This is a genomic window from Mycolicibacterium neoaurum ATCC 25795, assembly GCF_000691525.1.
GTDB classification, from domain to species: domain Bacteria; phylum Actinomycetota; class Actinomycetes; order Mycobacteriales; family Mycobacteriaceae; genus Mycobacterium; species Mycobacterium neoaurum.
The window spans coordinates 46,751-71,865 of record NZ_JMDW01000002.1; the positions used below are offsets into that span (position 1 = coordinate 46,751).

Consider the following 25,115-nt stretch of genomic DNA (forward strand, 5'->3'; position numbering starts at 1 on the left):
GTCACTGAACGGCGACGGCTTGGTGCGGGACATCGGCATCTGAAGCATCGCAGTTCCATCAGTCCGCTACCTGCGTTCGGTCTTGCCCAGTGCCGCCAAGGGATCGAGCTGATCGGGCGTGGCGTCGTCAGCGGCGGTCGAGACGCTGAGCTCACGCCATTTCTCGTCGGATGCCAGTAGCCGGCGTCCGGCCTCGGTGGCATATCGATAGGCGTCGGGGCCGACGAGCAATCGCAGGGGCGGTTCGTCCATGTCGACGATGTGCAGTACCAGTTCCGCCACCTTGACCGGGTCGCTGGCGCCGATGCTTTCGGGGCTGGTCCCGGATGCCGCCACACCGACCGTCTCGGCGTACTCCTCTCGAACGGGATCGATGCGCATGGAGGATCCAGCCCAGTCCGTCCGCATGCCACCAGGTTCCAGGACGGTGACCTTGATGCCCAGCGGCGTGACCTCTTGGGAGAGCACTTCGGAGAAACCGGTGACGGCCCACTTCGACGATTGGTAGGCCGACAAACCGGGTCGTACGATGCGCCCGCCTACCGACGAGATCTGAATGATGTTGCCGTGACGTTGTTCCCGCATGATCGGGAGTACTTCGCGGGTGAGACGGACGACACCGAAGAAGTTCGTGTCGACTTGCGTGCGGAAGTCGTCGAAATCGACGTCTTCGATGGCAGCCATGTTGGCGTAGCCGGCGTTGTTGACCAGAACATCGACTCCGCCGAAGCGGTCGACGGCGGCGGCGACCGCTGCGCGTACCTGACCATCGTCGGTGACGTCGAGCGCCACAACCGCGAGACGATCAGCGTATCTGGCCGCCAAGTCGTCGAGCGCCGAGACCTTACGTGCGCCGGCCACGACACGGTGGCCGGCTTCGAGTGCTGCTTCGGTGATGGCGCGTCCGAGGCCTCGGGATGCACCGGAAACGACGAATACCCGCGAATGTTGCCTCATGAGAGTTCCTTTCAGGGATTGTGTTCATGGATCGGCGTCAGGAGACAGTGCGGACGATGCCGCCGTCGACGCGCAGGTCGGCGCCGCTGATGTAGTCGGCGTGACGACTGCAGAGGAATGTCACTGCAGCCGCGATCTCATCGGGTCGTCCGAATCGGCCGATGTCGTTGGGAAACCACGCGGCGGAAGCCGACCGTTCGATATCGCTCCAGTCCGTACCCCAGCACTGCTCGGCGGCGACCCGGAGTGTCATTTCGCGTACCGGTTCGGTGAGGATCGCCCCGGGAGCCACGATGTTCGCGGTGACTCCGGTCCCGGCAAGTTCTCTGGCCAGCGAGACGGTGAGGTTGTGCCTGACCGCCAGCGTCGCACTGTAGTGCGGTTGAACGGCGACCGGTTGCAACGCCAGTCCGCCGCCGATGGTGACGACACGACCCCACCCACGGGTGCGCATTCCCGGGACGAGGTATCCGATCATCCGCGTCCCCGAGATCACGTTGGTCTCGAAGATCTGCATCCACCGGGTGTCGGTGAGGTCCGCCCAGCCCAGTCCGTCGTAGGTGCCGGCATTGTTGACCAGGATGTCGACCTGCCCGGCGCTCTCCGCGACGGCGCGAGCACCGTCTGCGGTAGCCAGGTCACCGCACACTGCTCGTGCATCACCTCCCGCGTCGCGTATTCCCGCTGCCACCTTCTCGGTGCGATCCCTATCGCGCCCGTGGACGATCACCGACGAGCCCTCGGTCGCGAGCATCTCGGCGATCGCCCGCCCCAGGCCGGTGCTCGACCCGGTGATCAACGCACGTTTGGCGGTCAGGCCCATGTCCATGCGTTCTCTCCTTATCTACAGTTGTAGACTAACCACATTTATACAGACGTAGACTTGCTGCCGGCTATTCCCTAGCGTGGATTCCATGTCCACTACCTCGCCTCGACGGCGCGATGCTGCTGCCACCCGCGAGGCGATTCTCGCCTCGGCGATCCGTCACTTCGCGCGTGCCGGCTATGACGGTGTGGGCGTCCGAGAGATCGCCGGCGACGCGGGCGTCACCGCGATGTTGGTGAACCGATACTTCGGCTCGAAGGAGCAGTTGTTCATCGAGGCCGTCGACGTGTCGTTCGCGCCGGGGGTGTTCATCACCGAGGATTCACAGTCGCTCACCCGTGACGCGGCGACGATCCTGGTGTCGCGTTCAGCCTCCGATGCCAACGAGGTTGCACCGTTCCTCATCATGCTGCGGTCGGCGTCGAACCCGCGCGCAACCGAGATTGTGCGGGAGGCGATCGAGCGTCATGTCGGGCGGCGATTGTCTTCCAGGTTGCCCGAACCGGGCGCCCGGCTTCGCAGCGACGTCATGCTCTCCGTCATCAGCGGAGTGCTCTTGATGCGTCGCGTGGTGGGTGCCGGCGCGATGAATCGCCGCACCGCCCCTGACCAACTCGCGACGCTGCTGGAGGCGGTGTTCGACGCGATCGTAGAGACACCGGTGAACTGAACCCGCCGGCCCCTTTGCGACATCGTGCCGTTGGCACTCGCGTCCTACCTACCTAGATCTTTGATCAGCGCGATGCCCAACGGTCCGTGACCTATGCCGTCATCGCGAAAACCTTTACGTTCGTAGAGTCGTCGTGCGGGATTGCGCACATGGACGTTGGCGCACATCGAGTCGAACCTCGGCGCGAGATCGGCGAACAATGCTTCCAGCAGCATCGCACCGATGCCGCCTCCCCGCTGCGGCGGGGCGACCGCCATGCACAGTTCGGGTAGCGGAGCACCATCAGCATCGGTTCGCAGCGGCGGACTGCTGTGGTACGTCCACGCGGCTCCGACAGGTGATCCGTATCGATCCTCGGCAATGATCGTCACGGTTCCTGGCGCGGGCAACATCTCCACAACATCGTCGTCAGCTGGGTCAGGCAGCGGCCGGTCCTCGATCACAGAGGCGTACCGTGCCATCTCCACGAGGAACCCCAGATCGTCTGGAGTGGCAGCACGCAGCCGGACCTCTGGATCGGATTGGCTGAACACCAAGTCCTCAGTCGCAGCGTTACTCTCGTGAATGCCCGGTGGATGAGCCCGCATCCGCCAACGGATCTCGGTCTCCGCGACCACCACGAATCCCAGGCGTCGATAGAGTCTGTGAGCATCCGTATTGACCTTCAACACATTCAGGCACACCCCTCGCCCAGCGGCGAACGCATCATCGAGCACCTCTCGAAGGACGCGTGTGCCGATCCCGCGGCGCTGAAAGACCGACGCCACTTCGAGCAGGCCGACATATACGTCACCGTCACGCTCTGCAAGGTCCAACCTGCCAGCATCGGCCCCGTCGACAACAATCACCTGCGTAACCGCAAAGTCAATATTGCGGCCCAAGTATGCGCGTTGAACGTCGTCGTCCCAGCCCCAGACCTGATCCACGTAGGGGCCCAAAGTGGCCTTGTGCAATTCGAAGACAAACTCGAAATCGTCGGCTGTCGAAGCGCGGAAGGTGATCGTGGTCATCACAGGTGCCGCACGTCCAGCGCCGTCTCCAGCACTCCACCATCACCCGCCGAAACGAAGTAGGCACCAGCAGAGTTCTTCTCCGCAACCGCCTCCACGAACGTGGTACCTCGGTAGAGCAACCCGGCGCCGTCATCGGTGGCGTAGGCAGCCGGCAACGTTCCGTTGCCGACAAACGTCTGCAGCATCGGACGTCGCTGTGCCTCGGTGTCGTAATGCACGCCATTGGCGTATGGGAGGAATCGCAATCCGTCGACGATCGGTTGCAGGGTCGGGCCGAAGGAATCGGTCATTCCTCCGCTGTGCCAGCAGATCGAACCTGCGGAGATCCCGGTGAGCACCACCCCGGCCTGCCAGGCGGCGTGCAGGGCTGTGTCGAGTCCGTGCACACGCCATAGTGCGAGCAGGTTGGCGACACTGCCCCCGAACACCCAGACCACGTCCTGCTCCACCAGGTGCGCTGTCGTGTCGGCGACGGTCGGCATCGGAAACAGCGAGATGTGCGTCGGGATGAACCCGCGTGATTGTGCCGCCTCGGTCAGGTAATGCAGCGTGGCCTTGTCGTCACCCATCGCGGTGGCCAGAAAGCAGACGCGCGGCGCACGACCTTCGACCCCGGACAAGTCCACCGAGAAATCGGTCAACGCCGTGAACTCGAAGCGAGTGCGCAGCCCAGCACCGATTCCCCCGCTGGTAGCGAGGATCGTCGGCGCATCGGCAGGCATGCATCGACGTTAAGGTGAGCTCGCGTTGTTGCACAACCGATTAGTCCGGCACAGCTGGCGGTCCCCGTCTGCTGCCGCCTGTCACACTGCTGATATGGAGATCATCAACCTGCCGAGAAGCTCTTTGGACGGCGACGGTTTCGGCAGCCGCGGCATCGCGATGTGCAGCATCTCCGGACTCGACGCCGACCTGGAGGCTCGCGTGCATATTGCGTGGTGTGAATCCCACGGTGTGCTCGGGTGTCATCGCGCAGGACGACACCAACTCTTCGCAATCATCAGTGGAAGTGGGTGGGTAGCCGGAGCCGATGGCGTGCGTGTCCCCGTCAGCGTTGGTCAAGCTGCGTTATGGAGTCCGGGCGAGATGCACGAGTCCGGATCCGAGAACGGAATGACTGTTCTTATTGTCGCAAGCGATCGGCCGTTCCACTGAAAGTCAATCACCCCCTTTCGCCGCTGTGTCTCAGGTTGTCCGACAGACCCAGTCGCTCGGAAGTAGTGCGCAGCATGGGTTGGCTTCGCCAACACGACCCCGATTACCGGGCTGCTGCAGCGTCGAGATCTTCAGCGGCTGCAGTGGCGATGCAGGGGAAAACTTCACATTCGATAGTCGGCGCCACCTACATAGGTCGTTTCGGCGACCTCGGGTTGTAGTGCTGCGTCGGTAATGGCAGTGGCGAACTCTTCGACGGTGGGCAATGGCCCGTGATCGCGGCGGGCTTGCACCGCGGCGGGGTCTTTGCGGTGCAAGAGCCGGACAATGATGGTTCCGTCGATCATGTCCCCCGACACCACCTTCAAGACGATTCCGCGTTCTGCCAGTGCGGGTTTGGCGGCAAGCAGCGCGTCTTCACCCGCACGCTTGCTCGCCGCGATCGGTTCGTATCCCTCGGGAACCGGTCGATCAGGAGAGAAATGCGCTTGGTGGCTGGTGACAAACACGACGCGTGCGCCCTCGGGCATGTGCGGCACTGCTCGGGTGACCAACTCGCATTGCGCATCGCGATTCAATCGCATCGCATAGCCCGGGTCCGCGCCGCGCTCCAGCCCACCGGACGCGTTGAGCACCAACACATCGAGCGCCCCGAATCGGTAGTTGATCGTCTCGAGCAGCGCCCGAACCTGCTCTTCGTCGCAGACGTCGGCGCCCATCGCGGTGGCGTGGCCGCCTGCGGCTCGAATCTCGTCGACCACCGCCTGGGCCCGTTTCGCTTTCTCGCGGTAGTTGATCACCACGTGCAGACCGTGGGCGCCGAGCTGTCGGGCCACCTGAGCCCCGATACCGCGGGAGGCACCGGTTACCAAGGCAACCCGTCGTCGCGACTGTGCACCGCATGTGGGCTCCTCTTCTTTGCGTTGAGTCAAAGCCATCGCCTCCCATCCATGACCATCCTTAGAATTTACTTAATCTAGCCTTATTTTTCTTATTTTGGGGTTAGCGTTCGGTATCACGCGACACGCAAGGGAGGCGTAGACGTCATGGCCGCACATGCTGTAGTCCTGGGCGCCGGTATCGCGGGCCTACTCGCTGCCGCGACGCTCGCCGATTCAGGCCACCACGTCACCGTTGTCGAACGTGACCAACTACCCGACAGCCCATCTGCACGACGTGGCATTCCCCAGGGCCCGCACCTGCACAGCGTGCTGTCCAAGGGATGGCAGACGATAGACGACCTGGTGCCCGGTGTACTCGGCGATCTGGTCGACGCGGGCGCACAGGTCCTTGACGACGCTCAATTGGGTGCACGGATGCACCTTCAGAACGGTCATTACGGTTTCAACCGCGCCGACGCACTCGCTGACCCGGCAGCGCTGGCCCACTATCTGGTGACGCGACCACAGTTGGAGTATGTGTTGCGCCGTCGTGTCGCCGACCGGTCCACCGTCATGGTCGCCGACGGCCACGACGTCGGCGAACTCGTCGCCTCCCGGCCAGGGCGCATCACCGGCGTCACTGTCACCGACCGACAGACCGGCACCACACGCACGCTGGATGCCGAATTGATTGTCGATGCCAGCGGACGTGCCACCCGCACACCCCTGCTTCTCGAACAACTGGGTTGCCCACGCCCACCCCAACGCACGTTCCGGGTGCGCGGTGTGTACTACAGCCAACACCTGGCCATCGACGACCAGGATTCCTTCCCGGAACGGCTCGTCCTGGTCATCCCGCCCGGCGGCACCGGCCGCGGCGGTCTCATCGCCGGCGAGCAGGACACCTGGACATTGACCATCGCCACCCACGACAACGACGACCAGCCCCCACCAGACACGCTGTCGGACATGTTGTCCCGCGCCGAATCGTTCATGCCGGCACACATCACACCAGCGCTGCGCCGAGCCAGAGCTGTGTCCGACATCGCGGTGTATCGCTACCCCGGCGGCACCTGGCACCGCTATGACCACGCCGAGACGCTTCCTGACGGACTCCTTGTCATCGGGGATGCCTTGTGTTGCCTGGATCCCATCCACGGCCAAGGAATCACCATGGCTGCGCGGCACGTTCATGCGCTACGCGAGCACCTAGGCGTGCACGGCCTCGGCAATCCCCATGTTGCAGCTTCCTGAAAAGTAGACCGCTGAGGGTCCCGCAATGTTGACCCGCCCGGTGGTGTCTTGGAGGGATGATTGCGGTGGAGGATTGGGCAGAGATTCGGCGGTTGCATCGGGCTGAGGGGGTACCGATCCGGGAGGTGGCTCGCCGGTTGGGGATCTCACGGAATACGGTCCGGGCGGCTCTGGCCCGTGAGCGGCCGCCGCAGTATGAACGGGAATCTCGGGGCTCGGTGGCCGATGCGTATGAGCCGCAGATCCGTGTGTTGCTGACTGAGTGGCCGAAGATGCCGGCCCCGGTGATCGCCGAGCGGATCGGTTGGCCATATTCGAGTTCGCCGCTGAAGAAGAAGCTGCAGAAGATCCGGCCGGAGTATGTGGGGATCGACCCGGTGGACCGGTTTGTGTATCGGCCGGGGGCGATCGCGCAGTGCGACTTGTGGTTTCCCGCGCCGATGATACCGGTCGGCGCGGGGCACGACCGCATGTTGCCGGTGTTGGTGATGGTGTCGGGGTTTTCGCGCACGATCGGTGCGGTGATGATCCCGTCGCGCCAGGGTGGCGACATCCTCTCGGGTATGTGGGCGTTGATCTGTGGGTGGGGACGGGTACCGAAAACCCTGGTGTGGGACCGTGAAGCAGCGATCGGCGGCACGGGTCGGGTCAGCACGGCGGCGTCCGCGTTCGCCGGTACGTTGGCTACCCGGATTCATTTGGCGCCGCCGCGCGACCCTGAGTACAAGGGCATGGTCGAGCGGGCCAACGGCTATTTGGAGACTTCGTTTCTCCCTGGCCGCATCTTCACCTCGCCAGCGGATTTCAACACCCAGCTCGCGGCATGGCTGGTGCGAGCCAACACTCGCACGGTCCGTGCGATCGGGGCACGCCCGGTCGATCTGTTCGAGACGGACTGCCAGGGGATGCTGGCGCTGCCACCGGTGGTGCCGCCGATCGGGCTGACTCATCGAATCCGGCTCTCGCGGGACTACTACGTGCGCGTCGATGCCGTGGACTATTCAGTTGATCCGCGGGTGATCGGTAGGTTCGTCGACGTCAGCGCCTCGTTGGATGAGGTGACGGTCCGTTGCGACGGTCAGCTGGTGGCCCGGCACGCCCGGTGCTGGGCGGCTCACGCCACGATCACCGATGAGGCGCACGTCGGGATCGCTGCCGGGATGCGTCACGCGTTGGCCGATCGACGCAGCCGCCGGGCCGCCGCCACGCGGCGTCATCACGACGGCCATCGGGTAGCGCTGCGCGCTCTGCCGGATTACGACGCCCTGTTCGGCGTCGACTTCGATTCCGCCCCAACGATAGTGAGGAACAGTTCATGACCCCAGCCACCAAGTCCGCCAAGGCGCGGCCAGCCGAAGCCAGTACGCCGTTGCCAGCCGACACCCCACCGCTGGCCTCGGTGCCCGCAGATGGGCTGCCGGCACAGCTGGCCTATCTCACCCGGGTATTGAAGACCCCAACGATCGGACGCTGCTGGGAACCCTTGGCTGAGCAGGCACGTGACGAGAACTGGTCGCACGAAGAGTATCTGGCTGCCATCTTGCAACGCCAGGTAGCCGACCGGGAATCGGCCGGCACCACCATGCGGATCCGAACCGCGCACTTCCCGCAGGTCAAAACCCTAGAGGACTTCAACCTCGACCACCTCCCGTCGCTACGCCGTGATGTTCTCGCGCACCTGGCCACCGGTATGTTCGTGCCAAAAGCCGAGAACGTCGTGTTGCTTGGACCTCCTGGTATCGGCAAGACGCACTTGGCAATTGGTCTCGGAGTCAAGGCCGCGCACGCCGGCTACTCGGTGTTGTTCGACACCGCGAGCAACTGGATCGCCCGCCTCGGGGCCGCCCATCACGGCAACCGGCTGGAGGCCGAACTGAAGAAGATCCGCCGCTACAAGCTGATCATTATCGATGAGGTCGGCTATATCCCGTTCGACCAGGACGCGGCCAACCTGTTTTTCCAGTTGATCGCCTCCAGATATGAGATCGGCTCGATCATGGTGACCTCAAACTTGCCGTTCGGGCGCTGGGGAGAGACCTTCTCCGATGATGTCGTAGCCGCAGCCATGATCGACCGCCTGGTCCACCACGCCGAAGTGCTGACCCTCACAGGCGACTCTTACCGGACCCGCACCCGCCGCGAACTCCTCGGCAAAAGCCGCACCAACAGCAATTAGACTTTTGCCCTTGATTGGCTGAGGGTCGACCAGAATCGGTCTGCCGGTCCTTACTTAGGCGGCGCGGTCCAGCAGAGCAATGATATTGCTGCGCAATACATCTTCCTCGACGTGGGCGGTGATCAGTGCACACGCCACCGGATCGCCGCCACGCAGAACACCTAACAACAGATGCTCAGAATCGATGGTTGACTCATGATGGGCGACCGCCTCGCGCAGTGCGAGTTTGAGCGCTTCTTTGGCGGGCTTGCTGAATGCAAGATTCCCGCGCTGAGGCCGGCGCCCTGCATCGCTGACCGCATCGTCGAAGGTTCCTGCACCGAACGTATGATTGATGCGCTCGCGCACACGGTGCAGATCAATTCCGATCGACTGTAGGGCGTCGGCGTCTGACTCAAATGATGCTCCGCTCGCGTTGGCGCCAAGCTGCTCACGCACCGAATCGACGGTCATCCCCACCGCAGCGAGCTCACCCGAGAGCTCGCTGCTGGCGCTCTGCACAATCCCGGCCACCAAGTGTTCAGGCCCAATCACTGTGGCACCGAGGTCTTTTGCTTCTTCCTGAGCCAAAACGACAGCCACGCGGGCATGCCGGCCAAAACGTTCGAACATCGTGTTATCTCCTCCGGTTGTATTTCTGATGCACCGCCTGGCGACTCACCCCGAGGGCATCGGCGATCGCCTGCCAACTCCACCCCTGCGCACGCGCACTGCGGACGTGGATCGCTTCCAGCCGCTCCTGCAGCCGTTGCAGCGCGAGCACTGTACGCAAACCCAACTCCGGGTCCTCACTGCACGCCGCGTCGTCGAACCCATCGAGATCAGTCACACCGTCAACGTAGATTGACGATGCCTACTTGTCAACCCAAATTGACACGTAATCGTTAGTCAACCCAAAGGTGGGTCAACTCGCGAGACCCGCAGGGGGTCAATTTTGAGAAACCGTTGACACCCCAGGCTTTCTACCGTTCGCTCGCCGAGATGATTGCGCCGGTCTGGGCGACCAACAGGCCGCCAACCCCTCACCGGCAAATCAGGATCACCGAGCGAGCACAGCGCCGGGCACTGCACTGGACCCAGCACCGGATACTCGCTGCCGCCGGCGATGACATCGTGATCACCGAACAACTCGTCCGCGTCGTCAACATGATCGACTCGCCACGGCGGCTCTTCGAGCCCCGGATTCTCGGACGCGTTGCCGCATACCACCTGCGTCTAGCTGTGCCATCACGCGATCGACGTACGACGCGAAAGACCGCGGAAGACTTTTGACACCGCCGACCTCAGGTGTCGCGCAGAGACTCCCCCACCCAGCCCGAACGCGTCGTCAGAGCCAACGCGGTAAGGATGCACACAGCGGCCGTGCCTGTAAGGCCGAGCACCATGCCCCACTGCGCACTGTGGGGTTGGTTGACGACCTCACTACTTGTCGACGACACGAAACCGGTGAGCCCCAGGATCACGCCATAGACACCGGCTCCGGCTGCGGCCGCGATGGTCTCACCGGCCGACCACAGTCCGACGAGGACTCCGGCTCGTCGTTCGCACGACTCACCGGCATCCTCAGCCAAGGTATCGGCGAGCATGGTGTTGGCCAGCAATTGTGCTCCAGCGAAACCGGTTCCGGCAATGGCGAATACCGCACAGGCCACGGGCAATCTACTCGACTCAGCGAGCAGAGGCAGCGCGGTTGCCGAGCAGGTCCCCGCGCCGAAAACTGTCAACGCAACCTGAAGGCAACGCCTGTCTCCGAATCGGATTGCGGCCCGGGTCCATAACGGCATGGTCAGCAGCAATGGTGCCAGCACACTGACGAACAGCGGTGCGATCGCCTCTTCCGATCCCAGGAACTGGGCCGCCATGTACGGCAATCCCGCCAATGCCGCGGCGATCACCACCTCGACGAGGAGAAAGACGGCCAACAGGATCGAGAAGCGCTGATTGTGGTGAGCTACGGACAGCGCTGCGCGCAAGGATCCGGCACCGTCGGCAGTGGCATTCACCGTCGCCTGGGCGGGGCGGCGCGCGCTGTACAACGCGGCACACGCGCCGACAAAGATCACACACCCCATGGCGACCGCCATGACGTGATATCCATGCGTACCGCCGCCGCTCACTGCGGTCAGCAGTGGCGCGACGCCACCCGCTGCCAGTATGGCCACGCCGAGAAAGCCCATCCGCCACGCCGTCATGGACTTTCGTTCCTGCGCGCCGGCCCCCAGTTCAGCGGGTAATACGCCGTACGGAACCGCGAATGCGGAGAAGCCGGCACCCGCCAGCGCAAGTGTGATCCCCACCCACCAAGCCGCTGCGACCCCGGTGAACGGAGAACAGAACACCGCGATGAATGCGACGGGGAACGAGATCGCCCCGGCAGCCAACCACGGCCGGCGAGGACCCCAACGGGACATCGTTGCATCCGATAGGCGCCCGACGATGGGGTTGTAGACCAGATCCAACAGCTTGGGCAGAAAGACCACCAAACCGGCCACGCCCGCTGCGACGCCAAGCACGTTGGTCAGGTAGTAGAGCAGGACGAGCCCCGGAACCACGGCATAGGTCGCCGTCGCCAGCGACCCGGCACCGAATGCGGCCCGTTCCATTGTCGTCAGTGCGTACACCGCACCTTTTCCGTCTCGGGCCGCCGTCATCGGCATCAGTCGTGTTCCTTTTGCCGTTTCTTATGCGGTGATGAGGCGGAGGGGAAGTTGGGCGTAACTGCGGATGATGTTGTTGACTCCCCAGATCGGTTGGCCGGTCAACTCGATACGGTCGACACGCTCGATCATCGCCTTGAGCATCGCTGTGGTCTCCAACCGGGCCAGGCCCTGTCCGGCGCAGGCGTGTGCACCGCTGCCGAACCCGACGTGCCGCCCGGCATCGTTACCGATGTCGAACACATCTGGGGCATCCCATTCCCGTTCGTCCCGGTTGGCCGAGGCGTACATCACCAGCACTCGGGCACCTGCCGGTAGGCGGACGTCCGACACGACGCACTCCCGTGCCGTCTTGCGGGTGAAGGCCCGCAGCGGCGACTCGAAGCGGACCACTTCGTTGATGGCATTGGGAATTCGGGCCGGATCATCCTTCAACAGTTGCCACTGCTCGGGATGGGTGGCGAACAGATACAACGCACTGGAGATTGCGCTGATCGTCGTGTCCAGCGACGGCGCGATGTAGTCGATGAGCAGCGGTGGAACCTCTTCGGCGGCCAGCGTGCCCTCGTCGACGGCAGTCAGCAGCTCGTGAGCCATGCTGTCGGGCAGTACGTTGCGCTCGCGCACCACCCGCTGGGCGAAGCGCAGCATCTGCAGGCTACGCGGAACGGCTTGTAACGCCTGCACATTGCCCGGCCCGAGAATGTCGAACGTGGCTGCGCCCCAGTCGAGTAGGTGCTTGCGTTCACCACGTGGCCACCCAACCAGATCGGGCACGACGGCCAGCGGCAGGGCGGTGGCCAGGTCGGCAACCCCATCCACGGTCCGCCGGGCCAGGGCGGCATCGACGATGGCACGTGCCAGGGCGTCGACGTCGTCGCTCAGGGTGCGCAGTGCCCGGGGCATCAGCCGGTGCGCGACGAGCTTGCGGCGCCTATTGTGATCGGCTCCGTCGCTGTTGAGTGTGGTCCCCCGCGACAGACGATTGGTCAGCGGATTCGCCGCCACACCATGTCCGGAAAGGAAGAGATTATCGTCGCGTAGCGTCGCCTTGCATTCGCTGAAGCGCGGCAGCGCATAGAGGCGTGGGCGAGGAAGCCACACCACCGGACCCAGCTGGCGCATCACTCGGTAGTGCGGGTACGGCTCGAGAATCGCGGAGCGGGTGTAGATGTCGGGGCGGTATACCGGTACGGCCGTAGGCGGGCGAAACACGTCGGCGATTCCTGTTCGTCAAGAGTGGCTGCGGGTCAGACCCGTTCATGCCTACGGGTGGGCGTGTTGGCGATCGCGTCGAAACAGCGGCACTGCGCGACAGATGGTGTCGAGATTGCGGCCGGCAATCATGACCGTGCCATCGGGTCGCACTACTGCGCCCGCGAGATGACGGCGGCGCAACCATCGATCCAGGTCCGACCCTGGCGCAGCGTAGACAGCGCACGCACCCCGGAAAGTGATGGTCTCCTGTTGCGCAGCGCTCAGGGCAGCACTGGTGATGACGCCGAAGCACGGTCCGAGATGTTCGTCGAGGCGGATGCCGTTGCCGAGCCGCGAATTCGGACACAACTGCCCAGCAATGCCGCCTGGTCGCAGCGAGCGCCGCACCATCGACGAGGAGTGCAGCGACGGAGTGCGGGAGTCGACGACCTTCGCTCTCAGTCCCGGTACCACATGCAGGTACGGCAGCAACGCAGATCGCGCAGCGGCACCGATCCGGCCCCCGGAGGTCATGGCCCGGCCCACGTTGAGCGCCAGCGAGATCATGTGCCGTGCGTGTGGGCGACGCTCGGTCTCGTAACTGTCGAGCACGCTCGGTGCAAGATCTCGGTGGTGCACGCCGGCGATCTTCCACGCCAGATTCATCGCGTCACGCAGACCGGCTCCCATGCCCTGGCCGATGAACGGCGGTGTCAGGTGCGCGGCATCACCGAGCAGGAACGTGTTCCCGCGGCGCCAACGGTCAGCGAGTTGCGCTCGGAATGTGTACTCCGCGGTGCGAATCAGGCGTAGCGAGGCTTCGTCGACGCCTCGCATCCAGGGCGCGATCAACGGACGAAGTTCGGTCACGGTGGCGTAATCGTCGACCGACTCGTGATCCAACAGGCGGAATTCCCAGCGGTAGCGATCAGGACCGATCCGCATGTACGTCCCGGCTCGATGCTCGTCACAGAGCTGATGCACGCCCTCCCACTGCTGTAGGTCGGCATCGGTCGCGATATCGACCACCAGCCAGCGTTGATCGAACCCCATGCTCCGCATCTCGGCGCCGATCGCCGTCCGGACAATGCTGTTCGCACCGTCGCAGCCCAGCACGAAGTCCGCGCTGATCACCGAATCCTGTCCGGTCGCGCGGCTACGCACATGCAGGCGGAGCGGACTGCCTGTGGTCAGCACGTCGACAACCTCTGTGTCACCGCGAAGCTGCGCCTGCCGATACCGAGTCAGATTGGTTCGCAACACTTCTTCGAGTTGCGGCTGATCGAACATGTTCGCCGCTGGATAGCCATTCCGGGTGACCGTGGTGTCGCGCCGGAATCGTGCCAGCACGGTCATGTCACGGTCGATCAGCTGCAGACCACGGGCCGGCCGCGCGATGCCGGCGAACTCTTGCGCGACGCCGAGGCGCCCCAGGATGCGGTAGACCTCATCGTCGAGATGGACCGCCCTGGGTTGCGGGTAGACCTGCGACCACCGGTCCAGCACCAACGTCTCGACACCGTACTGAGCCAGCAGTGTCGCCACCGTGATTCCGGTGGGACCACCACCGACTATCACCACCGGCACGTGCTCGACGGTCTCCTGTTGCGTGGAGCCGCTCACGGTGCGGTGATCTCGTGATTCACCGCGAACGATTTCACCGTCCGCTCCACAGCGGCGCGGTCCGCGGTCGCTGCCAGCTCGATCATCACCACTGGCACCCCTGCGTCGACCGCGCCGCGGACGCTGAGCACCCCTGCGTGATCGGTCAACGCCTCGGCCACAGCATGTTCGGCGGCGATGGCGCGAAGCGGTACCTTGTAAGGCTTGCCGACGTCGGTGACCGGTATCGCGTCGATGACAGCGACGCTCTTAGGCGCCGCAGCGCGTTCGGCGATGTGCTCAGCGGCGAAGGCCGCCAGTTCATCGCCGGTGACGGTGGCACCGGGTCGGACGGTGACGAAACCGACCGGTACCTCACCTGAGTGGACGTCGGGTCGCGCCACGGCTGCGGCCGCGGCGACATCGGGATGAGCCAGCAGCGCGTCCTCGATGATTGCGGGATCGATGTTGTGGCCGCCACGAATGATGAGGTCTTTGGCCCGGCCCGCGAGGTAGATGAAACCATCCTCGTCGACACGTGCCAGGTCTCCGGTGTCGAGCCAACCGTCGCGCAGCGCACCGCGGCCGTCGAGCACGTAACCGTCCTCTGTGCGTTCGGTCACATAGCCGGGAAACACCGTTGGCCCACTGATGGCCAGTGTGCCCACGTGACCAGGTGAAACATCCTGCCAGGAACCATCTTCGCCGATCTCGACGACGCGGAGTTGCTGGTAGGGCATGCGCTGTCCGACCGATCCCGGCCGAGGATGGTCGGCGAAGCTGCGTGCACTGGCGCATGTCGCCTCGGTGAGCCCGTAACCCTCGACCAGATTCACACCCGTGGCACTGAGGAAGTTTTGGCGCACGGTATCGGGCAGCGCGGAGGCACCCGACACCGCCGAGGTCAGCGTCGAGATATCGGCATCGACCGGAATCTGGGCCAGCACCGCGTACACGGTGGGTACGGCGCTCATCGCCGCCAGCCTGTAGTGCTCCACGATCTTCCAAAAATGTTGATACAGGCCTATATCGCGGTATCCGAGCGGCCCTGCCCACACCACCGACCGGCCGCGCAGTAAAGGCGCCAGCAGGGTCACCAGCAGCGCGTTGACGTGGAACAGCGGCAGCGCCGCGAACACCACCGCATCATCGGCGAGGTCGGCGCTGAGCGCCACCATCCAGGCGTCGGCCACTTCGTTGCCATGGGTGTGCGCGGCCAGTTTGGGCATTCCGGTGGTTCCGCCGGTATGAAACAGCGCGGCCAACTGGGCTGAATCCGGGGTACCGTTCTCGAGCGGTTGCGGGTCTTGTTCGGCCGCAAGTGCCGACAGATAGCCGATGGTGATACCCGGCAATGCCGGAAGCGCTTGCGGCTCATCGTCGGCCAGTGTCGGCCGCACCAGGAGCACGGTGTCGAGCAGACCGGCATCAGCCAGAACGGCGGCACGTTCGATAGCTCTGGGGTCCAGGTCAGGTGCCGCGGTGATCAGCAGGCGAGCGCCTGAGAGCCGGGCCAACTCGAGGACGTGCTCGTCCGACAGTGATCCGTTGATGGGTACCGCGATGCCGGCGGCCTGCGCCGCCAGTGTGGCGGTGATCAGTTCGTCGCAGTTCGGACTGATCAGCAGCACCGCGCTCGCGCGGTCGATCCCGCAGTGCCGTAGTGCTTTCGCCGTCCGTGTGACATCGTCGGCAAGTTGGCGGAATGTGCGGCGTGCGCCCCTCTGATAATCGGCCCCCTCCGACAAGACGGTGACCGCGGTGCGGTCGGGCCACAGCCGTGCGGCCCGCAGGACCACGTCGTAAGTGGACGCCGGGAGTCCACGACTCTCCAACGGCAGCTGTTCGATGGCAGTAAGGTCCTGCGGCGATTGGCCGGCAGGCCACCACAGATCGGCGTTCATGCGTGACGCACCGTCAGTCGCTGCACACCAAGATCGATCGCACCGTCATCGGTGCCGACCGACGCTTCGATGATGTCGCCGTGTTGCAGATACTTCGGATTGCTGGCCTGGCGGGAGAAGAAGGCCTTCCATTTCACCGCGGGCGGCAGCAGGTTTCCGATGATCTCGATGGGTTTGGGCGGGGCGACCAGTGCGGTGCCCGCCGGGGTCCCCGTCAGCACGAGATCGCCCGGGGCCAGGTCTTGGAAACGAGCGAGCGATTGCAGTGCCTGAAGCGGGCGGTACAGCATGTCGGCTTCGACCAACGCGTTCTGGCGTTCTTCTCCGTTGACCGACAGCTTGAGCCGCAGATCGGCGAAGCGCGCCAGTTCGGCGGCATCCAGCAGCACCAGCGCAGGCCCGACCGGGGTGAAGGTCGGGTACGACTTCGCCTCGTAGAACTGGGTTTGGGGAAGCTGGATGTCACGGGCGGAGACGTCGTTGGTGATCGTGAGTCCGGCGATGACGTCGGCGAGATCGTGCTCCGTCACGGTGGAGCCGGCCGGGACGTCGCGGCCGATGACGAGACCGATCTCGACTTCGTAGTCCAGCAGCCCGACGTGTGCTGGACGCACGATCTCCCCGAACGGCCCGGTGATCGACGCCGATGACTTGCGAAAGAATGTCAGCGGCACCGTCTTCGGGTCCATCCCGGAATCCTTGACGTGGGACTCGAAGTTTGTCATCTGCGCGATCACCCGGCATGGCGCGGTCACCGGGGAGAGCAACGTGAGCTCGTCGACGGACACGGTGTCGCCACTGGCGGCAGCCGCGTCGATGGCCGCGCGATCGGCCAGCAGTTCGGCGGTGGTGACCGCAGATGTGGTGATTCGGGCGGCACCGGCGGGGGTCTGCACCCACCAACCCTCGGAGGTCCGCAACACGGTCGTGGTCATGAGATTGCTACTTTCAGTAGGCCGACGAGGCGGTTGAGATCGAATTCGTTGTCCTCGCGCAGTGCGTTGACCATCGAGGTCACCTGATGCGGTACCGCACGCGGGCTGGCGTCGAGGAAGTCTTTTGTCGCCGGTGGCCCCCACTGGGCCAAGCCGGATGCGGTGAACGGGGCCCAGCCGGGCTCGAGCGTGTTGTCGAACATGTCACCATCGGCGAAGTGCTCGACCAGGAACCCATCCGGATCACGCCAGTAGTCGAACAGCTGGCTGCCCTGGATGTGGCGGCCGATGCCCCACGACCGGAAGTAGCCGCGCTCTCGTAGGTATTCACCGCCGGCGGCCAGCGCGTCCAGATCACTGACCTCGTACGCCGAGTGCACGTACTGGTTGGCCGGACCCAACGCCAGCGCCAGCGTGTGGTGATCTGCCGGAGTGGTGCCGCGATCGCACCGGATGAAACTCATCGCCGGACCGCGCGCCCGCTGCCCCGGGAAGAACAGGAAGTCGCTGACGATCATCCCGAACGTGTCCAGGTACCAGTTGAGCGTCTTCAGATAGGTGGTGGATTGCAACACCACATGACCCAATCGCTGGACGCGAGTCGGCACCCGCTGTGGACGCACGGTGTCGTTGATGCGCGCCAGGGCCTGCCCGGTATTGCGGATCTGCGGTGCTTGGACAGGTTGGCCCGGTAACTCGTGCGTACCCGCCACGACCTTGACCGCCATCCCGCTCGGATCGGTCAGCTGCACCGCAGTCCCACCGATGGATTCCGGAAGCGCCCGCACCGGGGTGCCGGTCTTGTCGGCCAACCGCAGCACGTCGACCTCGTCGGCGGCCTGCAGAGCCAGTCCCGCGAACCGGGTTCGCTTGCCGCGACGCAGGATCACGCATGGGGAGCCGGGTCGCATACCGCGTAGATGCAACTGGTGCGGCTCACGTAACGCCACACCGAAACCGAAGGCGCGCGCGAAAGCTTCGGCTCGGACCAGATCGGGTTTGTCGAATTCCAGCCAGGCTATGTCCGCAACACGAATGATCGGATCCTTAACCCGCCCTGGATGCTCACCGCGCAGCGCGCCGTGTTCGCTGTGCAGGTCTTTATGACCGTCGTGACGCTGCTCTACTGCGCGTGCCACAGTGCACCTCCTCCATCTGAGTTCTGATGAAATCGTCACATACGCCCATAACCTCAGTCAAGGAGAGTTGACGAAATCCTCACAATTGCCGAGGCTGCTATCCTCGCGCCATGGACCTGCCCGAGCACGGCATCACCGCCGCTGCGGGTACGCCTGTCAGCCGCCTGGAGCGGCGCAAGCTGCGCACCCGTCGCGCCTTGATACGCGCGGCGCAGGGCTTCATCGCTCAAGGAAAGACGAGCGTGCCGATCCTGGAGATCACCCAGGCGGCCGATGTGGGCATGGGGTCGTTCTACAACCACTTCGCCACCAAGGAAGAGCTCTTCGACGCGGCATTGGCCGATGCCCTAGACGATTTGGGTGCCTTACTCGATGGTTTCACCGGTTCCATCTCCGACCCCGCCGAGGCTTTTGCTGCCAACTATCGGTTGAGCGGCCGACTATTTCGCTACCGGCCCCAAGAAGCAGCATTGCTGCTCGCGCACGGCGACTCGTTGATCCTGTCGAATCGTGGACTGTCGCCTCGCGCGCTCCGCGACATCACCGCAGCCGTCGACCAGGGCCGGTTCACGATTGCCGATCCGGAGTTGGGCCTAGCCATCGCCGGAGGCATGTTCGTCGGCTTGGCCACGCTGCTGCGGGAGCGACCCGAACGCGATACGGCGGAGACCGTCGACGCCGTGACCGAACGTCTGCTGCGAACGCTCGGCATGACGCCCAAACAGGCCCGAACGCTCTGTCAGAAAGAGCTTCCCGATATCTCACTGCTGCGCGATTCACCCGCCGAGTGGCCTGCGCTCATGAATCCCGACGTACCCGCTCACCCAACCGATTGATGTGCGCCGCTGCGCTGACGTTGGACAGCCGGGTATCAGAAATGCGAAAGTGACTGAACAACAGTCTTTTTGCGTGCATCCTGTTCGGCTCTCCATCACCGCAACCGGGTAGCGCCAATTACTCCCGCGACCGACCGTCGACCGGCGTGGTGATGACGACGATAGCCTCGGCCGCACCGTCGATGGCGGCATACCGATGGCGTCGATCGCTCGACCAACTGAGGGCTTGTCCCTCCTCGATCAGAGTTTCCTCACCCATCGGGCCGACGAGTACCCGTCCGGCGACCACGGTGAGGTGCTCTCGGGCACCCGCACCGTGCGAGGGAGACACGTGCTCGGCGCCTGGAGGAAATTCGAGGCGAAACACCTCGACGGTGACCTGGGCCAAGTTCCGGACGGACAGCAGGACCGCGCGCATTCCACCGGCGGCGGCCGAATGGACGCCAGGAACCTCGCCTACCAGTGCAGTCAGGGGTATATCGAGAGGTGCGCACAGGGCGTAGAGGGTCTCGATCGTGGGATTGCGCTTGCCGGCTTCGATCTCGGACAGCGAACCCTTCCCCACTCCGGCACGTCGCGCCAGTTCAGAGAGACTGAAGCCACGCTCAGCCCGTAGCTCCCGCAGTTGGCGGCCGATGTCTCCCGCAGTCATTCCATTACGGTACGTTCTACGCACAGAACGTTCCGTAAACAGAACGAGGTTGGGTAGGTGGACCAGAACGTTTCGAAAGCAGTGCCGGTGTCCGCCGGGGTGGTGTGCGCGCTCGTCGGGTTCACATCGTCGTTTGCCGTGGTCCTTGCGGGAGTGCGTGCCGCAGGGGCGAATTCAGAGCAGGCAGCGTCGGGCCTGACAGCGTTGAGCCTCGCGATGGGGCTTTCATCCGTTCTGTTGGCATGGAAGTTCCGGATGCCGATCACCAGTGCATGGTCGACGCCGGGCGCCGCACTGCTCATCAGCACCGGCACCGCGGCCGGCGGTTGGCCCGCTGCCGTCGGCGCGTTCCTCGTCACCGCAGTCCTGCTCCTCGCGACCGGGCTCTGGCCGGTGCTTGCTCGTCTGATCGCCCGCATCCCGAACTCGGTGGCGCAGGCGATGCTGGCGGGGGTGCTGCTGCCACTGTGTATTGCTCCGGTGACCGCCTTGGCCGGCGACCCGGTGGTGATCGCCCCAGTGCTGTTGGTATGGCTGGTCGTGTCCGTGATCCGACCCCGCTGGGCGGTACCGGCGGCGTTCGGCATTGCCCTGCTGGTGCTTGCCGTCACCCTTTTCAGAGAAGGGTCGGCGCCTCCCGTATCAGCGTAGATACCGCATCTCCAGGCGACCGCACCCAGCCTCACCGTCGCCGCCGTTACCGGTATCGCGCTACCGCTGTACGTCGTCACCATGGCGGCGCAGAACATCCCGGGTGTCGCGGTGATGAACGGGTTCGGCTACCAAATCCGCTGGCGCCCTGCGCTTACCGTCACAGGGGTCGCCTCGCTGGTGGCAGCGCCATTCGGCGGTCACGCCGTCAACCTGGCAGCGATCAGTGCCGCTTTGGCAGCCGGACCGGACGCCGACCCAAATCCTCGGCGTCGCTGGATTGCTGCATTCACCACCGGGACGGTTTACTGCGTACTCGGTCTCGCCTCGACGGGACTGACGTGGGCCGTACTGGCGGCCCCGGCCGGCCTTGTCCAAGCGGTCGCCGGGGTTGCACTGCTCGGTGCGTTCGCCGGTGCATGCGCGGGCGCCATGACCGACGAATCTGCCCGCCTGCCCGCCGCCGTGACGCTCGTCGTCGCAGCCTCGGGAACGACGGTCGCAGGTGTCGGTTCTGCGTTCTGGGCGCTCGTGGTGGGCGTGATCGCGCACCGACTGTTCAGAACTGCATCGACAACACCGCGCACCTGATCGGGGCTGCGCCGACATCCGCGGCCAAGGCCTTTGTGGCGTAGTGGGTTACTTCGCCGCGAAGGTGACGAGAGCGTAGTTGGCCGCCTGCCAGCCGTTGAGGAAGGCGCCGATCGGCACGGCCAGTCCTTGACCGACGGGCTTGTCGGTGTTCGGATCCGTGGCCGAGCTGTCGTTGACGTAGATGCGCCCGTTGGCCAGGTCTACCTGCGTGACGACCGCCGCATGGTCGGTCTGTGTGTAGCTGTCGGTGGGCCCGGGCACGAAGCCGAAGGTGCTCCACACGACGGAAACCGGGTAGGAGACCATGGCGGCCTCGCCCCTGGCCAAGGCGGCCTGCAGATCTGCGAGAGCCTGTTGGCCGTCGGCCTGCGTGGCAGTCTTGGCTGCGCCGGTCTGAGTGTTGCCGCCACCGTAGGTCGTCAGCGTAGCGGTGACATTGAAGTTGTTGTTGGCCAGCGCAATAGCATCCACGAGGTAGACGCCGTCTTCGGAGTAGTCGCCGAGGTACATCTTCTGTCCGGGGATGAAGACACTGTCCGAGGTAGCCGCGAGGCCGGACATCTGCTGCTCGGTGGGAGAGGTGGAATTGGTTGCCTGACCGATGGCCATGGCCGTGGCGATCAGTTGGCAGTTGTAGAAGCTCTGCTTGACCCAGAAGCGCTTGTTGTACTCGGCATCACCGAACTGTCCGTCACCGGTGACATTGACGTCGACCTCGGTCTCGGCGGTGCCGGCGTCAGCCATCCCGATGTGGAGAGCCCAGTCGTGCACGAACCGGGCGAGCGCACCGAACAACCCGGGCCCTTCTGCGGCAGCGCCGTTGTCTACTTCGACGGTGAAGGAGTCACGCACACCGGGTTGCACCAAGGTGGAGTCGGGTTTGTAGGTGTAGTAGCCAGTGGCAGAGTCGAGTTCGACCGTGCCGTAACGGGGTTGGGTGGTCACGGTATAGGTGACCGGATAACCGTTGACGTTGGTGGTGCGGATCCAACCACTGACCTGCTTGTCAGCACCCACCGGGAGACTGGTGCTGCTGGAGGCCGTCAACGGCCGATTGAAGAAGATGTATGCCAGCTGTCGGCTGAGGTCGTCAGCGGCAGTGGGAGCCGGCGGTGTGGGGGCTACACCGGATCCGGTGTTGCCATTGACGCCCCCGCTTCCTGCTTGGCCTGGGTCTGCGACGGTCTGGCCATCCTTACTGGCGCCGCCATATCCACCAGCGCCGGCCTGTCCACCGTAACCGTTGTCCCCTGCGCCGGTGCCACCGTTGCCACCGTCACCACCGGCCCCGCCGGTGCCGCCGACGCCGGGGTTGATCTCGGCGTTGCCACCGGTACCGCCGCTGCCACCCTTGCCACCGGTTCCACCCTGACCGGCCGGCATGGTGCTGGTAGCGGCACCGCCGTTGCCGGCGTTGCCACCGGATCCGCCCGTCCCGCCGGTGCCGCCTGCGCCCGGGTCGGTGTTCAGGCCACCGGTCGCACCGTTGCCGCCGGCGCCACCGTTGCCGCCGGCACCTCCGGTCCGCCCGGGGCCGCTGTCTGCACCGTTGCCGCCATTGCCGCCCCGGCCACCGTTACCGCCGGGAGCACCGGTCTCGTCGGTCCAGGAACCGTTACCGCCCGATCCGCCGTTGCCGCCGTCGCCGCCCCATCCGCTGGTGCCGCTGACGCCGTTGGCCGTGATGACGCCGAAGAAGGCCCCGAGACCCGCCTCTCCTCCCAGACCACCGACGCCGGCGTCGCCCCCGTTGCCTCCATTGCCGCCGTCGCGGCCGGGGCCGGTGGCGGTGCTGGTCGCGTTGACGCCGTTACCGCCGAGTCCGCCGTCGCCACCGGTTCCGCCGGTGCCGCCGTCGCCACCGAGTCCGAAGATCATGCTGCCGTTACCGCCACGACCGCCCTTGCCACCCGGTCCGCCCGCGGCACCGTCGCCGCCGTCGGCGCCGGGCGCCGAGCCGTTCGGGCCGCGCACTCCGGCTTGGCCTTGGCCACCGTTGCCGCCGCGGCCACCGGCGCCGAACACCGCCAGCATTCCGACGCTGCCACCCGCGCCGCCGTCACCGCCGCCGCTGCCGCCCGCGCCGCCATCGCCGCCGTTGCCCATCCATAGGCCGCCGCGACCTCCGTTGCCGCCGTCGCCGCCGTGATCGCTCACGCCAGTCCGCGGGGACGCACCGCCCACACCGCCGTCGCCACCAAAGGCGAACACCGCCAGCAGTCCGCCGTTGCCACCGTCACCGCCGCGCCCACCGAAGCTGCCCGCGCCACCGACACCACCCGTGCCCGCGCTGCCCCACAGCGACACCAGACCGGTGTCACCGCCGACTCCGCCGACACCGCCGGTCTGACCATTGAAGATCGCTGCCCCGCCGGCACCACCCGTGCCAGCGTTGCCCCACAGCAAGCCGCCACCGCCGCCGGAGCCACCCTGGCCGCCGCGATAGTTGCCGGTCGAGACGCCGCCGTCACCGCCGCCACCGCCGTGTCCGAGCAAGCCCGCCGCACCGCCGCTACCGCCGCGGGCACCCGTGACGGTTTCGGCCGCAGCGCCGCCGAATCCGCCGTCGCCGAACAGCATTCCGCCGCTACCGCCGTTGCCGCCGGCACCGCCGTTGTAGAGCGCCAGCCCGGCTCCACCGTCACCGCCATTACCGAAGAGGCCGGCGTTGCCGCCGTTGCCGCCACCCCACCCGTTGCCGCCACCGCCACCGAACAAGCCCCCATTGCCGCCGGTGCATGTGGTGGCACAGGTCTCGGCCGTCCAGGAGTAGCCGAAGCCCCAAAGGATGCCGCCGTTCGGGCGGGCTGCGGTTCCGTTGCCGATGAAGAAGGCTATGAGGTCTTCGAGAGTCGGGGGGTAGAACGGGGGCAGGTTCGGAATCACTGCCAGTGCAGCACTGGGGGAGATAACGGTGTCTGCAACAACGATATTGGGTTGCGTCAGCCCGTCGTTCTGCGCCGTCAGTGTCGCGTCTTCGGTCTGCGCGGCCGCTTGTGGCGCGGACATGGTCGTGACCGCCGCGATGCGCTCGGTGGCTTTGATCGTCGGGGTGTCGGAATCCCGCACGTCATGAGTGTCGAGGACCACCTCGGGCCTGCTCGACGGTGTTTCTGAGCGGGTCGACCCCGAGGTGTCGGTGTTCGCTCCGCCAGAGTCGGCGCCTGTCGAGATCGTCGACGCATCCTCGCTCTTTGCCGGATCTATAGCATCGGAGTCTTTCGAGTCGGAGTCCTTGTCCGTGCCGGACGTGACACCGCCCGTCCTGTCGTTCCGCACAGCGTTGTCGGCGCTGCCGGTGACACTGTCGTTCGCGGCATCGGCCTTCTTGGGTCCCGTGGATACCGAACCGGAATCGGTCGACCCGGAATGTTCTGGCCCCGTTGACGAACCGGTGTCCGAGCTTGCCGACGAGCCGGTGTCCGAGCTTGCTGACGAGCCGCCATCATCGGCAACGGCCAGACCGGCTTGCGGACCCAGAACCAGCGCCGCGCCGACGCCCGCCGAGGCAGCGCCGAGCATCAGCCAGCGGCGCACGGCGAAGTTCTCCGCACGGCGGTGCTTGCCGTTGCGCCTACGCCCTGCATTGCCCGGCTCGTACATCGTCGCCATAAGTTCCTCAGCCATCTGCCGATATTGACGCCGGCGACAATCGCCGGGCGCACTGAACTGTAGGGCATAGCCCTCGTTTGCACAGCAAATGCCAGGAAGTCGAAGACACATCGATTCACGGGCCGAACCACTCAAGCCGCGGATCGCGAGTGATCCACCAGATGCTCCACGAAAGACGAAGGCGAGGGCTTCGGTCGCATCGACTTCCTCGCCAAAGAGCTTGGGGAGCCACATCTCACAACGGTTCAACCCCCGGTCGATGAACACCGATACACGCGTACATCGACAGCCCACCCTATTGACGGCTATCTCGGGAGGAATCTCGCCGACGCAGTAAAGCTGCCGCAATTCGCCTCGGTGAATTTTCCAGCAAACTCACGCGTTTCCACCCACCCCATTTCAGC

20 protein-coding genes and 2 pseudogenes are annotated in these 25,115 nt (G+C 65.0%); 7 read left to right on the forward strand and 15 right to left on the reverse strand.

Annotation, left to right across the window (positions count from 1 at the left end; all coding sequences use genetic code 11):
* Nucleotides 1-66: 66 nt before the first annotated feature.
* On the reverse strand, nucleotides 67-957 hold the full coding sequence (locus IC40_RS0100965) for an SDR family NAD(P)-dependent oxidoreductase (RefSeq protein ID WP_030132910.1): 891 nt from the start codon (nucleotides 955-957) through the stop codon (nucleotides 67-69).
* A gap of 37 nt (nucleotides 958-994) precedes the next feature.
* Nucleotides 995-1,786, reverse strand: coding sequence for an SDR family NAD(P)-dependent oxidoreductase (locus tag IC40_RS0100970; RefSeq protein ID WP_030132911.1), 792 nt, complete (start codon nucleotides 1,784-1,786; stop codon nucleotides 995-997).
* A gap of 85 nt (nucleotides 1,787-1,871) precedes the next feature.
* Here IC40_RS0100970 and IC40_RS0100975 point away from each other — a divergent pair, with 85 nt between their 5' ends.
* A complete protein-coding gene (locus tag IC40_RS0100975) occupies nucleotides 1,872-2,453 on the forward strand; it encodes a TetR/AcrR family transcriptional regulator (protein WP_030132912.1) in 582 nt (193 codons plus the stop codon).
* 44 nt (nucleotides 2,454-2,497) lie between these two features.
* Here the strand turns inward: IC40_RS0100975 and IC40_RS26720 are convergent, their stop codons facing one another.
* Both IC40_RS26720 and IC40_RS0100985 read right to left on the reverse strand, forming a co-directional pair.
* Nucleotides 2,498-3,463: a GNAT family N-acetyltransferase gene (locus IC40_RS26720; protein ID WP_051644239.1), complete on the reverse strand. Its 966-nt coding sequence runs from the start codon at nucleotides 3,461-3,463 to the stop codon at nucleotides 2,498-2,500.
* Nucleotides 3,463-4,188: a Type 1 glutamine amidotransferase-like domain-containing protein gene (locus IC40_RS0100985; protein WP_030132914.1), complete on the reverse strand. Its 726-nt coding sequence runs from the start codon at nucleotides 4,186-4,188 to the stop codon at nucleotides 3,463-3,465. The genes IC40_RS26720 and IC40_RS0100985 overlap by 1 nt, the downstream gene beginning before the upstream one ends.
* A gap of 94 nt (nucleotides 4,189-4,282) precedes the next feature.
* On the opposite strand from IC40_RS0100985, the gene IC40_RS27020 reads away from it, so the two are divergent.
* A complete protein-coding gene (locus IC40_RS27020; RefSeq protein WP_081843277.1) occupies nucleotides 4,283-4,621 on the forward strand; it encodes a cupin domain-containing protein in 339 nt (112 codons plus the stop codon).
* A gap of 164 nt (nucleotides 4,622-4,785) precedes the next feature.
* Here the strand turns inward: IC40_RS27020 and IC40_RS0100990 are convergent, their stop codons facing one another.
* Nucleotides 4,786-5,559, reverse strand: coding sequence for an SDR family oxidoreductase (locus IC40_RS0100990; RefSeq protein WP_042509507.1), 774 nt, complete (start codon nucleotides 5,557-5,559; stop codon nucleotides 4,786-4,788).
* 93 nt (nucleotides 5,560-5,652) lie between these two features.
* On the opposite strand from IC40_RS0100990, the pseudogene IC40_RS0100995 reads away from it, so the two are divergent.
* From IC40_RS0100995 to istB, 3 genes and pseudogenes are all read left to right on the forward strand, one after another.
* Nucleotides 5,653-6,756: pseudogene (locus IC40_RS0100995) on the forward strand (NAD(P)/FAD-dependent oxidoreductase); the annotation flags it as partial.
* Between the two features lie 56 nt (nucleotides 6,757-6,812).
* A complete protein-coding gene (istA, locus tag IC40_RS0101000; RefSeq protein ID WP_030132917.1) occupies nucleotides 6,813-8,075 on the forward strand; it encodes an IS21 family transposase in 1,263 nt (420 codons plus the stop codon).
* Nucleotides 8,072-8,932, forward strand: a complete 861-nt coding sequence (gene istB / locus IC40_RS0101005) for an IS21-like element helper ATPase IstB (protein ID WP_234411510.1) — start codon at nucleotides 8,072-8,074, stop codon at nucleotides 8,930-8,932. The genes istA and istB overlap by 4 nt, the downstream gene beginning before the upstream one ends.
* A 54-nt stretch (nucleotides 8,933-8,986) precedes the next feature.
* On the opposite strand, the gene IC40_RS0101010 is transcribed toward istB, so the two are convergent.
* The 8 genes from IC40_RS0101010 to IC40_RS0101050 form a co-directional block, all read right to left on the reverse strand.
* Nucleotides 8,987-9,544, reverse strand: coding sequence for a Clp protease N-terminal domain-containing protein (locus IC40_RS0101010; RefSeq protein WP_030132919.1), 558 nt, complete (start codon nucleotides 9,542-9,544; stop codon nucleotides 8,987-8,989).
* A gap of 4 nt (nucleotides 9,545-9,548) precedes the next feature.
* Nucleotides 9,549-9,761 carry a helix-turn-helix domain-containing protein gene (locus tag IC40_RS0101015; RefSeq protein ID WP_030132920.1) on the reverse strand — a complete coding sequence of 71 codons (213 nt, stop codon included), beginning with the start codon at nucleotides 9,759-9,761 and terminating at the stop codon, nucleotides 9,549-9,551.
* A gap of 454 nt (nucleotides 9,762-10,215) precedes the next feature.
* A complete protein-coding gene (locus IC40_RS0101025; RefSeq protein ID WP_081843278.1) occupies nucleotides 10,216-11,589 on the reverse strand; it encodes an MFS transporter in 1,374 nt (457 codons plus the stop codon).
* 24 nt (nucleotides 11,590-11,613) lie between these two features.
* The gene (locus tag IC40_RS0101030) at nucleotides 11,614-12,714 is read right to left on the reverse strand and encodes a cytochrome P450 (protein ID WP_234411557.1); all 1,101 of its coding nucleotides are present in this window, start codon (nucleotides 12,712-12,714) and stop codon (nucleotides 11,614-11,616) included.
* A gap of 141 nt (nucleotides 12,715-12,855) precedes the next feature.
* Entirely contained in the window at nucleotides 12,856-14,409 is a 1,554-nt protein-coding gene (gene mhpA, locus IC40_RS0101035) for a bifunctional 3-(3-hydroxy-phenyl)propionate/3-hydroxycinnamic acid hydroxylase MhpA (RefSeq protein ID WP_030132924.1), read from the reverse strand.
* The gene (locus IC40_RS0101040) at nucleotides 14,406-16,292 is read right to left on the reverse strand and encodes an acyl-CoA synthetase (protein ID WP_030132925.1); all 1,887 of its coding nucleotides are present in this window, start codon (nucleotides 16,290-16,292) and stop codon (nucleotides 14,406-14,408) included. Before IC40_RS0101040 ends, mhpA begins: the two co-directional genes overlap by 4 nt.
* Entirely contained in the window at nucleotides 16,289-17,227 is a 939-nt protein-coding gene (locus IC40_RS0101045; protein ID WP_030132926.1) for a fumarylacetoacetate hydrolase family protein, read from the reverse strand. The genes IC40_RS0101040 and IC40_RS0101045 overlap by 4 nt, the downstream gene beginning before the upstream one ends.
* Nucleotides 17,224-18,366 carry a VOC family protein gene (locus tag IC40_RS0101050; RefSeq protein WP_030132927.1) on the reverse strand — a complete coding sequence of 381 codons (1,143 nt, stop codon included), beginning with the start codon at nucleotides 18,364-18,366 and terminating at the stop codon, nucleotides 17,224-17,226. The genes IC40_RS0101045 and IC40_RS0101050 overlap by 4 nt, the downstream gene beginning before the upstream one ends.
* A 110-nt stretch (nucleotides 18,367-18,476) precedes the next feature.
* On the opposite strand from IC40_RS0101050, the gene IC40_RS0101055 reads away from it, so the two are divergent.
* Entirely contained in the window at nucleotides 18,477-19,202 is a 726-nt protein-coding gene (locus tag IC40_RS0101055; RefSeq protein ID WP_030132928.1) for a TetR/AcrR family transcriptional regulator, read from the forward strand.
* Nucleotides 19,203-19,320: 118 nt separating this feature from the next.
* Here the strand turns inward: IC40_RS0101055 and IC40_RS0101060 are convergent, their stop codons facing one another.
* Nucleotides 19,321-19,854, reverse strand: a complete 534-nt coding sequence (locus IC40_RS0101060; RefSeq protein WP_030132929.1) for a helix-turn-helix domain-containing protein — start codon at nucleotides 19,852-19,854, stop codon at nucleotides 19,321-19,323.
* A 57-nt stretch (nucleotides 19,855-19,911) separates the two neighbouring features.
* Here IC40_RS0101060 and IC40_RS26355 point away from each other — a divergent pair.
* Nucleotides 19,912-21,096 (forward strand): annotated as a pseudogene (locus tag IC40_RS26355) (benzoate/H(+) symporter BenE family transporter).
* Nucleotides 21,097-21,144: 48 nt separating this feature from the next.
* On the opposite strand, the gene IC40_RS28410 reads toward IC40_RS26355, so the two are convergent.
* Complete coding sequence (locus tag IC40_RS28410) at nucleotides 21,145-24,726, reverse strand: hypothetical protein (RefSeq protein ID WP_157837292.1); 3,582 nt, start codon at nucleotides 24,724-24,726, stop codon at nucleotides 21,145-21,147.
* Nucleotides 24,727-25,115: the final 389 nt, after the last annotated feature.

Excerpts from the sequence above, each read along its gene's own strand:
- IC40_RS0101025 (WP_081843278.1), bottom strand. The coding sequence starts at position 11,589 with ATGCCGATGACGGCGGCCCGAGACGGAAAAGGTGCGGTGTACGCACTG.
- IC40_RS27020 (WP_081843277.1), top strand. The coding sequence starts at position 4,283 with ATGGAGATCATCAACCTGCCGAGAAGCTCTTTGGACGGCGACGGTTTC.
- IC40_RS0101040 (WP_030132925.1), bottom strand. The coding sequence starts at position 16,292 with ATGAACGCCGATCTGTGGTGGCCTGCCGGCCAATCGCCGCAGGACCTT.
- istB (WP_234411510.1), top strand. The coding sequence starts at position 8,072 with ATGACCCCAGCCACCAAGTCCGCCAAGGCGCGGCCAGCCGAAGCCAGT.
- IC40_RS0100990 (WP_042509507.1), bottom strand. The coding sequence starts at position 5,559 with ATGGCTTTGACTCAACGCAAAGAAGAGGAGCCCACATGCGGTGCACAG.
- IC40_RS28410 (WP_157837292.1), bottom strand. The coding sequence starts at position 24,726 with ATGGCTGAGGAACTTATGGCGACGATGTACGAGCCGGGCAATGCAGGG.
- IC40_RS0101030 (WP_234411557.1), bottom strand. The coding sequence starts at position 12,714 with ATGCGCCAGCTGGGTCCGGTGGTGTGGCTTCCTCGCCCACGCCTCTAT.
- IC40_RS0100970 (WP_030132911.1), bottom strand. The coding sequence starts at position 1,786 with ATGGACATGGGCCTGACCGCCAAACGTGCGTTGATCACCGGGTCGAGC.
- IC40_RS0101055 (WP_030132928.1), top strand. The coding sequence starts at position 18,477 with ATGGACCTGCCCGAGCACGGCATCACCGCCGCTGCGGGTACGCCTGTC.
- IC40_RS26720 (WP_051644239.1), bottom strand. The coding sequence starts at position 3,463 with ATGACCACGATCACCTTCCGCGCTTCGACAGCCGACGATTTCGAGTTT.
- IC40_RS0101010 (WP_030132919.1), bottom strand. The coding sequence starts at position 9,544 with ATGTTCGAACGTTTTGGCCGGCATGCCCGCGTGGCTGTCGTTTTGGCT.
- istA (WP_030132917.1), top strand. The coding sequence starts at position 6,813 with ATGATTGCGGTGGAGGATTGGGCAGAGATTCGGCGGTTGCATCGGGCT.
- IC40_RS0100965 (WP_030132910.1), bottom strand. The coding sequence starts at position 957 with ATGAGGCAACATTCGCGGGTATTCGTCGTTTCCGGTGCATCCCGAGGC.
- IC40_RS0100975 (WP_030132912.1), top strand. The coding sequence starts at position 1,872 with ATGTCCACTACCTCGCCTCGACGGCGCGATGCTGCTGCCACCCGCGAG.
- IC40_RS0100985 (WP_030132914.1), bottom strand. The coding sequence starts at position 4,188 with ATGCCTGCCGATGCGCCGACGATCCTCGCTACCAGCGGGGGAATCGGT.
- IC40_RS0101045 (WP_030132926.1), bottom strand. The coding sequence starts at position 17,227 with ATGACCACGACCGTGTTGCGGACCTCCGAGGGTTGGTGGGTGCAGACC.
- IC40_RS0101060 (WP_030132929.1), bottom strand. The coding sequence starts at position 19,854 with ATGACTGCGGGAGACATCGGCCGCCAACTGCGGGAGCTACGGGCTGAG.